Annotated in this window: 15 protein-coding genes; 6 read left to right on the forward strand and 9 right to left on the reverse strand. The window is 58.6% G+C overall.

Annotated elements, in window-relative coordinates:
• Window positions 1–98: 98 nt before the first annotated feature.
• Window positions 99–1,361 (reverse strand): CaiB/BaiF CoA transferase family protein, encoded by a 1,263-nt coding sequence (locus FE795_RS13665; RefSeq protein WP_230406197.1) that lies wholly within the window; start codon window positions 1,359–1,361, stop codon window positions 99–101.
• A 25-nt stretch (window positions 1,362–1,386) separates the two neighbouring features.
• Window positions 1,387–2,373 carry a Bug family tripartite tricarboxylate transporter substrate binding protein gene (locus tag FE795_RS13670; protein ID WP_131070861.1) on the reverse strand — a complete coding sequence of 329 codons (987 nt, stop codon included), beginning with the start codon at window positions 2,371–2,373 and terminating at the stop codon, window positions 1,387–1,389.
• A gap of 149 nt (window positions 2,374–2,522) precedes the next feature.
• Here FE795_RS13670 and FE795_RS13675 point away from each other — a divergent pair, with 149 nt between their 5' ends.
• The gene (locus tag FE795_RS13675; RefSeq protein ID WP_003802362.1) at window positions 2,523–3,323 is read left to right on the forward strand and encodes an IclR family transcriptional regulator domain-containing protein; all 801 of its coding nucleotides are present in this window, start codon (window positions 2,523–2,525) and stop codon (window positions 3,321–3,323) included.
• An 8-nt stretch (window positions 3,324–3,331) separates the two neighbouring features.
• Here the strand turns inward: FE795_RS13675 and FE795_RS13680 are convergent, their stop codons facing one another.
• The 6 genes from FE795_RS13680 to ribBA are packed head-to-tail and all read right to left on the reverse strand — an operon-like array spanning window position 3,332 to window position 7,510.
• The gene (locus tag FE795_RS13680; protein WP_003802364.1) at window positions 3,332–3,838 is read right to left on the reverse strand and encodes a CinA family protein; all 507 of its coding nucleotides are present in this window, start codon (window positions 3,836–3,838) and stop codon (window positions 3,332–3,334) included.
• Window positions 3,835–4,356 carry a phosphatidylglycerophosphatase A family protein gene (locus tag FE795_RS13685; RefSeq protein WP_003802366.1) on the reverse strand — a complete coding sequence of 174 codons (522 nt, stop codon included), beginning with the start codon at window positions 4,354–4,356 and terminating at the stop codon, window positions 3,835–3,837. Before FE795_RS13685 ends, FE795_RS13680 begins: the two co-directional genes overlap by 4 nt.
• 9 nt (window positions 4,357–4,365) lie before the next feature.
• A complete protein-coding gene (gene thiL / locus FE795_RS13690; protein ID WP_131070862.1) occupies window positions 4,366–5,328 on the reverse strand; it encodes a thiamine-phosphate kinase in 963 nt (320 codons plus the stop codon).
• A 13-nt stretch (window positions 5,329–5,341) separates the two neighbouring features.
• Window positions 5,342–5,857: a transcription antitermination factor NusB gene (nusB, locus tag FE795_RS13695; protein WP_051010438.1), complete on the reverse strand. Its 516-nt coding sequence runs from the start codon at window positions 5,855–5,857 to the stop codon at window positions 5,342–5,344.
• A complete protein-coding gene (gene ribH / locus FE795_RS13700; RefSeq protein WP_003802371.1) occupies window positions 5,811–6,329 on the reverse strand; it encodes a 6,7-dimethyl-8-ribityllumazine synthase in 519 nt (172 codons plus the stop codon). Before ribH ends, nusB begins: the two co-directional genes overlap by 47 nt.
• A 14-nt stretch (window positions 6,330–6,343) precedes the next feature.
• Window positions 6,344–7,510 (reverse strand): bifunctional 3,4-dihydroxy-2-butanone-4-phosphate synthase/GTP cyclohydrolase II, encoded by a 1,167-nt coding sequence (gene ribBA, locus FE795_RS13705; protein WP_003802373.1) that lies wholly within the window; start codon window positions 7,508–7,510, stop codon window positions 6,344–6,346.
• A gap of 115 nt (window positions 7,511–7,625) precedes the next feature.
• Here ribBA and FE795_RS13710 point away from each other — a divergent pair, with 115 nt between their 5' ends.
• Window positions 7,626–8,453: an IclR family transcriptional regulator gene (locus FE795_RS13710; protein WP_003802374.1), complete on the forward strand. Its 828-nt coding sequence runs from the start codon at window positions 7,626–7,628 to the stop codon at window positions 8,451–8,453.
• 120 nt (window positions 8,454–8,573) lie between these two features.
• The gene (locus FE795_RS13715) at window positions 8,574–10,103 is read left to right on the forward strand and encodes a CYTH and CHAD domain-containing protein (RefSeq protein WP_059318300.1); all 1,530 of its coding nucleotides are present in this window, start codon (window positions 8,574–8,576) and stop codon (window positions 10,101–10,103) included.
• A 136-nt stretch (window positions 10,104–10,239) separates the two neighbouring features.
• Here FE795_RS13715 and ftsY read toward each other — a convergent pair whose 3' ends face one another.
• The gene (ftsY, locus tag FE795_RS13720; protein WP_039943507.1) at window positions 10,240–11,289 is read right to left on the reverse strand and encodes a signal recognition particle-docking protein FtsY; all 1,050 of its coding nucleotides are present in this window, start codon (window positions 11,287–11,289) and stop codon (window positions 10,240–10,242) included.
• A 448-nt stretch (window positions 11,290–11,737) separates the two neighbouring features.
• On the opposite strand from ftsY, the gene rsmD reads away from it, so the two are divergent.
• The 3 genes from rsmD to FE795_RS13735 all read left to right on the forward strand — a co-directional run bounded on the left by rsmD (window position 11,738) and on the right by FE795_RS13735 (window position 13,237).
• Window positions 11,738–12,367 (forward strand): 16S rRNA (guanine(966)-N(2))-methyltransferase RsmD, encoded by a 630-nt coding sequence (gene rsmD, locus FE795_RS13725; RefSeq protein WP_003802377.1) that lies wholly within the window; start codon window positions 11,738–11,740, stop codon window positions 12,365–12,367.
• Window positions 12,368–12,387: 20 nt separating this feature from the next.
• The gene (coaD, locus tag FE795_RS13730; RefSeq protein WP_003802378.1) at window positions 12,388–12,894 is read left to right on the forward strand and encodes a pantetheine-phosphate adenylyltransferase; all 507 of its coding nucleotides are present in this window, start codon (window positions 12,388–12,390) and stop codon (window positions 12,892–12,894) included.
• Window positions 12,895–12,979: 85 nt separating this feature from the next.
• Window positions 12,980–13,237, forward strand: a complete 258-nt coding sequence (locus tag FE795_RS13735; RefSeq protein ID WP_003802379.1) for a YfhL family 4Fe-4S dicluster ferredoxin — start codon at window positions 12,980–12,982, stop codon at window positions 13,235–13,237.
• Window positions 13,238–13,301: the final 64 nt, after the last annotated feature.

Raw genomic sequence — 13,301 nt, forward strand, 5'->3', positions numbered from 1 at the left:
CAAGGACAGGAATCGCGCCAGCCACCCTCTATCAATAAAAAAGCCCTGTTCATCGAGATACCATCTCGATGAACAGGGCTTTTCACCAGGCGCTCGATTCAGCCAAGCGAAGGCTGCTGTTTTTCACGCCACTGTTTCAGCTCAGGACTCTGAGCGCCCAGCAGACTCTCCAACGCCTGATCGGTATGCTCCCCCAGCTGGGGCGGAGCCATGCGATAAGAGACCGGGCTATCCGAAAAACGCATGGGGCTGGCTGTCATGCTGACTTTTCCCGCCTGACTATGGCCCAGCTCAATACGCATCTTGCGGGCCTGCACCTGCGGGTGCGAGAACACCCCATGCAGGTCATTGATCGGCCCGGCTGGCACGCCAATCTTGTCCAGAGCTTCCAGCCAATAAGCACTAGGATGCTTCTGCATTGCGGCGCTCAGGATTTGCTCCAGCTCATCACGGTGCTTGACCCGCTGACTGTTAATGTTGAAACGCGAATCCTCAACAATCTCCGGGTGACCAATCGCTTCGCAGTAAGCCGCGAACTGACGGTTATTACCGATGGCCACAATGATGTGACCATCTTCTGTCGGAAACACCTGATACGGCACCAGATTCTGGTGGGCGTTGCCTGCCCGCCTGGGTGCCTGCCCGCTGACTAGATAGTTCATATTCTGGTTTGCCAGCATGGCAACCTGACAATCCAGCAGGGCTATATCAATATGCTGCCCCAGGCCGCTGCGCGTGCGCTCGAACAAGGCAGCCAGAATGCTGCTGGTGGCATACATGCCCGTCATCAGGTCCGCCACGGCAACCCCCGCCTTCTGGGGGCCACCACCGGGCTTGTCATCACGCTCGCCCGTCAGGCTCATCATGCCACCCATGGCCTGGATCATGAAGTCATAACCCGGACGCTCGGCATACGGACCTGTCTGGCCAAACCCGGTAATCGAGCAATAAATCAGGCGAGGGTTGATTGCTTTCAAGCTGGCGTAGTCCAGCCCGTATTTAGCAAGGCCACCCACCTTGAAGTTCTCCACCAAAATGTCGCATTCCCGTGCCATGGCACGCACCACGTCTGCCCCTTCCCGGCTGGCAATGTCCAGACTGATCGACTGCTTGTTACGGTTGGCCGACAAGTAATAGGCCGCCTCAGCCGTATCTTCCCGATCGGGGGTCTGCAAAAAGGGAGGGCCCCAGGCGCGCGTGTCATCACCCGTTTCGGGACGCTCGATCTTATATACATTGGCCCCCAGGTCCGCCAGGTTCTGCGTACACCAGGGACCGGCCAGAATCCGGGTCAGGTCCAGAACCCGGATTCCCTCCAAGGGGGCGGGACGCCTAGCATCACAGGGCTGCTGATCGCTCACGTTACAGTGCTCCATTTAACAACCATTAGTCCAGCGTGATATTGGCTTGCTTGATCAGACTGCCCAGCTTCTCGTTCTCCTGTTGCAGAAACGCGGCGTACTCGGCAGGAGTGGACGACTTGATCTCCACGCCTTGGCGGCGAAACGTTTCCACAAACTCGGCATTCTGGCTGACGACTTTCATGGACTGGCTCAAACGCTCCACAATTTGGGCCGGGGTGCCGCTGCTGACATGAAAACCAAACCAGGCCGTCACGTTATAGCCCTGGTCCAGACCCAGTTCCGCAAACGTGGGGACCTCTGGCAACAACGAGGAACGCTCGGGCCCGGACACGGCCAAGGGACGCACCGTATTGGCGTTGATATGCGTGATCGCCGTTCCCATGCTGTCGAACATGAAAGAGATGTGACCACCGAGCAGATCTGTCATCGCAGGCGCACTGCCTCGGTAGGGAGCGTGAATCACATCAATATCCGCCATCGTGGTGAAAGCCGCTGCCGACAGGTGCGAGGAGGAACCGTTGCCAAAGGAAGCGTAGGTCAATTCTTCAGGATGGGCGCGAGCATACTGAATAAGCTCTTGACCGGACTTGAAGGGGCTTTGCTGAGCGTTCACCACCAACACGTTCTGACCTTCCGCCACCAAGGACACCGCCGTTAAATCCTGCTCAGGCTTGTAAGGCAATTTCTTATAGAGATGGTTATTGACGACGGCCTGACCCACTGCCGCGAGCAGCACGGTGTAGCCGTCGGGCGCGGATTTGGCAACAAAGTCCGTGGCAATAATTCCACTTGCGCCAGGCTTGTTTTCCACGATGATGATCTGACCCAGGTCCTCGGACATTTGCTGTGCGACACCGCGCGCAATCACATCAGTGACCCCACCCGGCGTAAAAGGCACAACCAAACGAATGGGCTTGTCGGGGTACGCCGCCTGAGCACTCAGCGCTGTGAGCAAAACACCTACTCCGGCTAGAAACGGAACCCATTTATGGGTCAGAACATTCTTCATGTATCACTCCAAACTTATTTTGTTCGATAATCGAACTTGATTATTAAATTGCTAAGTCTTGTTTTTTTTACAATTTATCATCGATAATTCTCGACAATCCCAACAAGTTCGTTAATCGAACAAAACAAATTTGGCCCCTTCATCTCGCCATGACAAAAACCAAAGAAAGCGCCCCCGCCACCATCAACTACAAAGGCGATCCAGACTATATGCAGTCACTGGCCCGTGGCCTGCAGGTTATTACCGCTTTCTCTGACCGCAGGCGACCCTTGCGCGCCGCTGAAATTGCCTTGAAGACCGGCTTGGCACGGGCCGTGGTACAGCGCTGTCTCTATACCTTGCAGGCGCTGGGCTATGCCGAACAGGATGGGCCGTTCTGGAAGCTGCGCCCGGCCATTTTGCAACTGGGCCATGCCTATTTTTCGTCAACCTCAATCGTCAGTCTGGCCCAGCCCATACTGGACGATTTGAGTGACAGGGTCGGGGAAACCTGCGCCTTGGCGTTGCTGGACGGGGACGAAATTCTGTATCTGGCGCGCGCCCAGCGGCAACGCGTGCTGACGGTCTCTCTGGGCCTGGGAAGTCGTCTGCCCGCGCATTGCACCTCGATCGGACGCATGATGCTGTCCCAGCTGCCACAAAGCAGGTTGGAGGCATATCTGGAACTGGCGCCGTTCAAAATCATGACGCAATACACCGCCCATACGCGCGAAGCCTTGCTACGCGAATTAAAGCAGGTTCAGGAGAAAGACTATTCCCTGATCAAGGAGGAGCTTGAACTGGGTTTGACGGCCATAGGCGTTCCCGTACGCAGCGCCAGCGGACGCGTCGTAGCGGGAATGAGCATCAGCATCAAGGACTGGCAGGACTCGGAAGAAAAGCTGATCGAACGCTGCCTGCCAGAACTTCGTTCGAGCGCCCGGCAGCTGGGTTTGATGCTGCCGGCCTGACGCAGAAATCAGGCGGGATTGAGCATGGTCAGCGCACTGGTCAGCGCATATTCCACGGCCTGCTGACGGATTTGCGCCCGGTCGCCGTTAAAGATGCGGGCAGAAGCACGGGTCACAATCCCATCGCCACGGCGCTGGGCAAAGCCAAAGCACACCAGTCCGACCGGTTTGCCGGGGGTCGCGCCATCCGGGCCGGCAATGCCGGTTGTCGAAATCGCCAGTTCTGCATCCGCGCTGGCTTCGAGCGCACCGGCTGCCATTTCCATGGCGGTCTCTTCGCTGACAGCCCCGAAACGATCGAGGGTTTCCTGGTTGACGCCCAGCTCCTGCACCTTGGCCTTGTTGCTGTAGGTCACCAGGCCGCGTTCAAACCAGGCGCTGGAACCGGGCAAGTCTGTCAGGGCTGCGGCCAGCAGGCCGCCCGTGCAGGATTCGGCACAGGCCACCATCCAGCCACGATCGTTAAGGGCTCGCCCCAAGGCCAGGGCGGCGTTGCCGTGCTCGTGTTCGCTCATGAGAAAACTCCAAAACGTACCAGAACCGCCATCACCAACAAGGTGTACGCTGCGGCCAGCAAATCATCCCACATCACGCCAAAGCCGTTATGCAAACGGCGATCAAAATAGCGGATAGGCGCAGGCTTGAGAATATCAAAGAAACGAAATAACGCGAATGCAATTGCCTGCGCCAGCCAGGTCTGCGGGATCAGCCACAACACCAGCCAGAACGCCACCATCTCATCCCAATTCATGCCACTGTGGTCAGACACGCCCAGATCGTAGCCGGTACGGTGACAGGCCCAGCAGCCCAGAAAAAAGGAAACGGACAGAAAAAGGGCCATATGGGTATCAGTCAGCACGTGCAGACCCAGAACCCACAAAACCCAGGCCAGCACTGTGCCCCAGGTGCCCGGCCCCGGGCGCAATACCCCCGTGCCACCGCCAAAGGCGATCAGACGCCAGGGTTTTTTCACGACCCAATCCAGGGTGGGACGTTGAATAGGATTCAATGAAGGGTCCGGAAAGGTGCTCATGACACAGCCTCAGCCACCAAAATGATCAAAACCGCCCTGGGCAGGAGCAGGATGCAAGCCCTGTTGATCACGCACATACACCCCGCTGCCACGCTGCATGGTGCCCACGCGGCTTAGCGGCACACCCTCGCGCTGGGCCAGTGCCATGACGGACTCTCTTTGCTCGGGCGCTGCCGTAAAACAAAGTTGAAACACATCACCCCCCACCAGTGCCGCTTCGCGTTGCAAGGAGGCAGGCAGTCCCAGCAAGGCGCGGTCCAGCGGCAAGGCATCCCAATCCAGATGAGCGGCGCATTGGCTGGCTGTGGCGATATGCCCCAGATCCTGAACCAGACCGTCGGAAACATCAATGGCGGCGTGAGCCACGCCTGCCAGAGCATGCCCCAGACGATAGGGCGGCCAGGGCTGCTCCAAGGCTGCGCGGCTGGCAGCCAGACGCGCAGGGTCTGCCGCCAAACGTCCTTGCAGCAGACGCAAGGCAATGTCTGCTGCCCCCAAGGTACCCGTCAGCCAGATATCGTCACCTGGCCGGGCCGCGCTGCGCCGCAACGCCTGCCCCGCTGGGACTTCGCCCAGTACCGTAATGCTGATCACGACCCCTTGCCGGCTGCGCGTGGTATCGCCACCTATCAAAGGGCATTGCGCCTGATCGGCCAGTTGGAATAAACCAGCGGAAAAGGCCTCTAACCATGGGGGACGGACGTCAGGCATGGACAAGGCCAGCAGGCACGCCCGTGGCTTAGCTCCCATGGCACCCAGATCCGACAGATTCACCGCCAGCGCTTTGTGGCCGAGCAAGAAAGGGTCGACGTCGGCAAAGAAATGCTGACCTTCGATCAGAAGGTCCACGCTGCTGGCCAGTTGCCAGCCCGGCGTCGGTGTAAAGAGGGCGCAGTCATCGCCCACTCCCAAATAGCCTTCGGGAGCGGGACGATTGAAATACTGCTGGATAAGACCGAACTCGTTCAGCACGGCGCGCCCTGCTTTAGCGGCGGGCCTGCTTGGCGACTTCAGGGGCGCGTACGTCGGCAGCCAGTTTGTCCAGCACGCCGTTCACGAATTTGAAGCCATCGGTACCGCCAAAGGATTTGGCCAGTTCAACCGCTTCATTAATGGCAACACGGTAAGGCACTTCAACGTGATGCACCAGTTCGTAGCTGCCAATCAGCAAGATGCCGTGTTCAATGGGAGAGAGCTCTTCCAAAGGACGGTCCACGTACGGCAAAAAGCGCTCGCGCAGCACGGGGGCCTCGCGCATGACGCCAAACAGCAGGGTTTTGAACCAGGCTGCATCGGCTTCGCCAAACTCCTCGTCACCGCGGATATGGGCGTCGATGGAGGTGGCTTCCTGCAGGCCATCAGCGCCTCGCAACAGCCAGGAGTAGATGCCCTGCAGGGCAAATTCGCGCGAACGGCGGCGCGCGGATCGTCCGTTGGCCTTGGCGGCCGGGACTTTATTTGTCGTCGTCAAGATCTTCGTCCTCGTAATCTTCGTCCTCATCGTCGTCCAGCTCAGGCTCGAGGACGGCGATAAGATTGCCCAGTTCGACCGCTGTACGGGCGCACTCGCGACCTTTTTCAGCAGCGCGAACTTCGGCTTGTTCATCTGTGTTGGTGGTCAGTACCCCGTTGGCAACCGGGATGCCGGTGGCCAGGGAGACCTGGGTAATGGCCGACGCACTTTCGTTGCTGACCACTTCAAAGTGGTAGGTGTCGCCACGAATAACCGCGCCCAGCGCGATCAGGGCATCAAACTCGCCGGTTTCAGCCATCTGGCCCAGCGTGATGCCCAGTTCCAGCGCGCCCGGAACGGACAGAACCGTTACATCACGCTCGTCCACGCCCAAGGCTTCCAGCTCTTTCAGGCAGGCTTCCAACTCGGTCAGGCCGATGGATTCGTTGAAACGCGCACGCACAATACCGATGTGCAGACCTTCCCCATTCAGGTCAGGGGTAACAATGTAAGGATTCATGTTGGAAGCTCCGCTTAGGATTGAGAATCTGGTTCGCTATGGTAACCCGTCACGGTCAATGCAAACCCGGCCATGCTTGGCATTTTACGTGGTCGCGACATTAAACGGGCCTTGCCAACATTGAGGTCACGCAAAATCTGTGCACCAATCCCGTAGGTGCGCAGATCGTTGCGGCTGGAGCGGCCTCGTGGCGCCTGGGCCGGACTGTTCTCGCCCCAGGCCTGGATCTGCTCAAAACCATGTTCCTCGGAGCTTTGGCAGTTCATCAACAGCACCACCCCGCTGTCCGATTGGGCAACCGTACGCAGCGCCACGGGCAAGGTCCAGCTATGCCCCACATCCCCTTCGATCAGTACATCCAGAACCGTAGTCGGTTCATGCACGCGCACCAAGGTTTCCACCTCTGGCGTAATCTGGCCGTGTACCAGGGCCAGATGCAGGCCCCCGGAGGACAGGTCGCGATATGCGTGACACTCGAACTCGCCATACGGTGTCTTGACGGGCTTTTTGTGCAGGCGCTCGATCATGGATTCGTGCTCGCTGCGATATTGGATCAAGTCCGCAATCGTCCCCACCTTGATGCCGTGTTCACGAGCAAAGACCAGCAGGTCCGGCAGGCGGGCCATGGTTCCGTCCGGATTGAGCACTTCGCAAATGACAGCAGCCGGGGTCAGACCCGCCATGGCCGTCAGGTCGCAGCCCGCCTCGGTATGCCCGGCGCGCACGAGCACGCCACCCTTGGCCGCCTTCAGGGGAAAGATATGACCGGGCTGCACCAGATCCGCAGGACGCGCATCACGCGCGACGGCGGCCTGGACGGTACGGGCGCGGTCAGCGGCGGAAATACCGGTTTCCACGCCTTCCGCCGCCTCGATGGAGACGGTGAAATTGGTGCCAAAGCGCGTGCCGTTGCGCGTTGCCATCAAGGGCAGGTCCAGTTGGCGGCAACGCTCTTCAGTCAGGGTCAGGCAAACCAGACCACGGCCATGCGTCACCATGAAGTTGATCGCCTCGGCATTGACGAACTCGGCGGCCATCACCAGATCGCCTTCGTTCTCGCGGTCCTCTTCATCAACCAGAATGACCATGCGACCTGCGCGCAGTTCCTCAACAATCTCTGGAACGGGAGCGATTGGACTGGTACCCAGGTGACCAGCGTCGGACTGAATTTCTTGATTCATCGTGCTCTTTGCTCAGACAGATAATAATTAAGGCCATTTTACGACACCCGGGCCCCCGCGGGCAGCTTGATTAGTCGGTACACTTAAAGACCGTGTCAATCCGCTCCAAACCTCTATGACCGAACCCATTTTGCCTGCTCTGGACGAAAAACGTCGTCGCATCCAATCCATTGAAACAGGCTTTGGCCTGTTGAAAGTGCTGGTGGACAGTGGTCAGCCCATGATGTTGCGCGATCTGGCCACTCGGGCAGGCATGAGCTCGGCCAAGGCCCACCCTTATCTGGTCAGCTTTACCAATGTAGGACTGGTACAACAGGCGCCGGCTACCGGACTGTACGAGCTGGGGCCTTTTGCCTTGCAGATGGGGCTGGTCAGCCTGCAAAGTCAGAACCCGCTCAAGATCGCCCTGCCTGTGGTGCAGGCCTGGGCTTCGCGCATCGGGCATACCTTGGGCGTGGCGGTGCTGGGTTCGCATGGCCCCACCATGGTTCACATCAGCGAGGCCAGCTACCCCGTGCATGTGAACATGCGTTGTGGAACCGTGATGTCCATGTTGCACACGGCCACCGGCCATGTCTTTGCCGCCTGGTTGCCCCCGGAAGTGGCCCGCCACTATATCGAGCGCGAGGCGGGCGACAGCGCCGTTGTCACCAGTATCAGCCCTTTGCGCCCCGCCCCCAAAGCACTGACAGCCATGTTGGAAAAAATCCGTGAGCAAGGGGTGGCTCAGGCGTTGGGCAACCCCCTACCGGGTATTGATGCCTTGTCCGTTCCCGTGTTCGATCACTCCGGTCATATTGTGCTGGCTCTGACCAGCCTGGGCCCGAGCACCTTGTTTGATGCCAGCCTGGACAGTCCTATCCTGGCTCAGTTGCGACAGTGTGCCAGCAGCATCTCTCATCAGCTCGGTTGGCGTGACCCTTTGGACAGACCCTCTTTGTAAGCGCAGACACGCCTGCAAACATTTATACGGGGTGTCCGCACTTCAAGTTTGTTGGCTTTACATGCAAAATAAGCGTTTTATCCGCCCACCTCTTGTGGGTGACACCTCGAGTGCGATGCTGTGCTAGAACAAGAACTGAAATTTTTTGTACCCGAGAGTGCCCGTCCCGGTTTATTAGCCGCTTTTGACGCGGTACGAACGGGTAGCATTACCTTGAACGCCATCTACTTTGATACCCCCGAGCGCGAACTGGCGCTATCGGGTATCGCTCTGCGACTGCGCAAGGAAGGTGAGCAATGGGTTCAAACCGTCAAGCTGCCCGGTCCCGATACCCTGTCCCGAATTGAGATCAATCATCCTCGACCAGGTCCCGAACTGGACCTGAGCCTGTATCAGAACACCCCTGCACAGGCCGCCCTGGCCCGGCACACCGGGCAGATTCAGGCCCGCTACCAGACGCGGATACAACGTGAGCTGGCCCGAGTCAGGCAAGGACAGTCTGAACTGGAGCTGGCCTACGATGTGGGCCATATCGAATCCCAGGGCCTCAAGCTCTTGGTCAACGAACTGGAAATCGAGCTCATCAGCGGTGAAAGCCTTGCCATGTTCGAGCTCGGGCAGCGCTGGCTGTACAAGCACGGCCTGATCCTGGAAATGCGCAGCAAGTCTGAACGAGGCGATGCACTGGCCAGTCTGGTGGATCGGCGCCGAGCCAAATCCGAGAGCCTGGACTTGTCTCCCTCACAAGTGGCCGCTGCCTTGACGCGCAAGGCGTACGACCTGCCCAAACCCCATGTTGTCGACGCCAAGGACCTGGAGCAGTTCTACTGTCTGAGCGCCACCATGAGCCTGGAGCAGGTCATTCGTAATGCGGCCCTGCTGGCAGGCGTGGATGGCATCCGCCCGGACTTCGCCCGCCAGGCTGATTATCTGGCCTTGATGCGTGTGGGCCTGCGCCGTCTGCGCTCCTGCCGCAAGCTGTTCAAGATGTGGCTGTCGGCCAGTGAAGGCTATGCCAACACCCGGTTGACCCATTATTTCGGCTTGTTTGGCAAGGCACGCGATCATGATCTGGTGCATCTGGAGATCACTCCCTTGTTACTGAAAGCAGGCATGCCAGGCCCCGCTCCGCAGCCCCAACCTGCCCACCTGGAACACGACCCCGTTCAACTGGCCAGTGCCGCCGAATTCCAGTCTTTGCTGCTGAGTAATCTGCAAAGTCTGATCTGCGGCCCCACGCTGGAACTCAATGGCGTGCCGGAGCCGCAAAACCTGATCGAGGCACGCATCAGCCGCTGGTTTCAGACGATTCAGTTGCGCAGCCAGCGCTTTGCACAGATCAGCCAGGACAAACAGCATCGCCTGCGTAACCGAATCAAAAGCCTGCGTTATTGCCTGGAGTTTTTACCCAGCGCGGCCGACAAGCAAGGGTTGCACAAGGTCTTGCGCGAGTGTCAGGCCCTGATCGGAGCCGTAACGGATGTCGATGTTGCGCTGGACTGGTATGCACAACATGCCGCCAATCCCGAGCAGGCGCAGTTCGCACGTCAGTGGCTGACCCATGCTCGCCAGGGTCGTGCGGCCCATGCCCAGCATGCCCTCAATGCCTTGGATCAGCATCAGCCGCACACTGAGCTGCTGCGACGCTAAGGGCCCCGTGAGGGAAGAAACAATCCTGCAGCAGTAGCGTGCTGGGTAGCTACACGGTGAGCACGGGCGAATAGCGCAAAAAAAAACCGGCGATTCCCTTAAAAGGATATCGCCGGTTTTTTTATCAGGCGTGGACTTAGGCGTTCATACCCAGCAAGGCCGAAGCAAACTCGCGCGCCACAAACGCTTGCAGATCCTGCATACCCTCGCCCACCCCGATCCAGTACACGGGAATGGGTCGAACGCCCTGAGCACAGGCGGCAACCGCCGCCAGCGTCCCGCCTTTGGCCGTGCCGTCCAGCTTGGTGACCACCAGACCCGTCAGACCCAAGGCGGCATCAAAGGCACGAATCTGGGAGATCGCATTCTGTCCGGTATTGCCGTCCACAACCAGGAGTATTTCGTGTGGCGCCTGGCCGTCCGCCTTGCCGATGACGCGCTTGATCTTTTTGAGCTCTTCCATCAGGTGCAGTTGAGTCGGCAAGCGGCCCGCGGTATCCACCATGACCACCCCCATATCTCGGGCACGGCCCGCGTGTACCGCATCAAACGCCACGGCGGCGGGATCTCCCCCGTCCTGGGCAATCACACTGACGTTATTGCGCGCCCCCCATTCAATCAGTTGCTCACGCGCCGCCGCACGAAAGGTATCGCCCGCCGCCAGCAGGACTTTTGCGCCCTGCTCCTGAAAGGTGTGCGCCAGCTTGCCAATGGACGTGGTTTTACCCGCACCGTTAACACCGGCAATCATGACCACCAGGGGTTTGCCCGAACCGAGTGGAAAGGACTTCTCCAAGGGCTTCAAATGATCGGTCAGGATGTCACACAGAATTTGCTTGACCTGGGCTGCATCGCTGACTTTTTCCTTGCGTACACGCGCACGCAAGGCGGTAATCAGCTTTTCCGTTGCCTCCACGCCGGCATCGGCCATCAATAAGGCATCTTCCAGCTCCTCAAACAAGGTTTCATCAACCTTGGCACCGACAAACAGACTGCTCAGACTTTGACCGGTGCGCGACAAGCCCTGTTTCAACCGGGACATCCAGGAGGTTTTCACCACAGGGGCGGCGGCTTCTGGTTCTGGGGTCGGAGCTGGTTCAGGCTGTGGCGCGGGGGCCGGTGCGGGAACAGGAGCAATCTCTGGCTCTGGTTCTGGCTTTGGCTCCGGTTCAGGGATCGGTTGCACCTCGGGCTCAGGAGTCCGATCTGGCTCCGGCACAGATTGCACCTCCGGCTCAGGGGTACGAACGGGTTCAGGTACAGGCTGTACTTGCGGTTCGTAGACACGCGCAGGCTCGGGTGTCGGAACACTGGCAGGGGTCGGTTGTGGCACCTCTGGCTGCGTGGGCGTAGACTGCGAGGCAGCGCGATGTTCAGCCTGACTGGCTGCCTGGCGATCCAAAGCCACAGCAGGCGGGACTGCCGGCGTTTGAACTGGCGTGCTTTGCTCCTGCGCTACCGCAGGGGATGCGTCTGCCGCGTCAGCCTCGGGCTGGGCAGGAGAAAGCGGCTCGGTCAGCTCCGTTTGAGTGACTTGTGGCTCTGGCTTGGCCTTCTTTCTTTTAAAAAAACTGAACATACGATTTACACTAGAAAATTCTGTTGAATGACCACATTATCCGATCAAAGCGCTAATGAGAAAACATGCTGTCCGTATTGTAGGTGGGGATTATCGCCGCACACCCATTTCAGTGGTCGACGCCCCCGGTTTGCGGCCCACTCCGGATCGTGTGCGCGAGACGCTATTTAACTGGCTCAACCACTTCTGGGGCGGACAATTCAGCGACAAAAACGTGCTGGACCTGTTCGCCGGCAGTGGCGCCCTGGGGTTTGAAGCCGCCTCGCGCGGTGTCGCCTTTGTGCAAATGGTGGAGCGTCACGGGCCGGCTGTGGCCAATTTACGCGCTTTGCGCACCAAGCTGAAAGCCGAACACGTCCGCATTCATGCCGGTGACGCCCTCCATATTCTGGAGCGCAGTCAGATGCGCTACGATCTGGTCTTTGTGGACCCGCCCTTTGCACGCGACTGGATGGAACGTATCTGGCCCTTGCTGCCCAATGTGCTGGCGCCGGACGCACTGGTTTACATTGAGTCCGAAACCCCTATACAAGCCCCGGCTCAATACGGGATACTACGACAGGATAAGGCAGGGCAGGTACATTATCATTTGCTGCGATTTGCTGCGATGCAAAAAACAGTCAATAATGCCGAATTTTCCGGGACGCCTGCGCCGCTCTCCCCGGACTCCGACCTGCCAACTTGAACCCCTTACGCGGATGCACCATGATCACAGCTGTTTACCCCGGCACCTTCGACCCCCTGACCCGAGGCCATGAAGACTTGGTCAGGCGAGCCGCCAACCTTTTCGATCACGTCGTGGTCGGTGTGGCCTCCAGCCAGAACAAACGCCCCTTCTTCACGGTAGAAGAGCGTGTGGAAATTGCCTCCGAAGTGCTCAGCCACTACCCGAACGTGGAAGTAAAAAGCTTTTCGGGCCTGCTCAAGGATTTTGTGCGTGAACAAAATGGTCGCGTCATCGTACGTGGACTGCGCGCCGTCTCCGACTTTGAATACGAATTTCAAATGGCGGGCATGAACCGCCACCTGCTGCCCGAAGTCGAGACCATGTTCATGACCCCTTCGGACCAATACCAGTTCATCTCCGGTACCATTGTGCGCGAAATTGCCATCTTGGGCGGCGACGTAGGTAAATTTGTGTTCCCGTCCGTAGAGCGTTGGCTGCAAACCAAAGCCAAAGAACGCAATCAGCAAGCGGTTTCGGCGACCTGAACTCGCCCTGCACAGCGGTCCGTACTACACTGTAGGGTGACCGACGGGTCAATTCCAAAGACCACGCTTATCAGGACACTGCGCTATGGCACTGCACATTACAGAAGAATGCATCAACTGCGACGTATGTGAGCCGCAGTGCCCCAATCTGGCCATTTACATGGGCGAGGAGATCTACGAGATCAATCCCAACCTATGTACCGAGTGTGTCGGCCACTTTGATGAACCGCAGTGCGTGGTGGTGTGTCCGGTCGAATGCATTGAGGTTCACCCTCAGCACCAGGAAAGCCAGGAAACCCTGCTCGCCCGCTACCATCGACTGCAAGCCGAGTCCACTTCCTGATGGAACAGCCATAAAAAAACCCTGCTTCTGGCAGGGTTTTTTTGACTGAACGCCGCCACAGGGG

The organism is Alcaligenes ammonioxydans (assembly GCF_019343455.1).
Taxonomy (GTDB): domain Bacteria; phylum Pseudomonadota; class Gammaproteobacteria; order Burkholderiales; family Burkholderiaceae_B; genus Alcaligenes; species Alcaligenes ammonioxydans.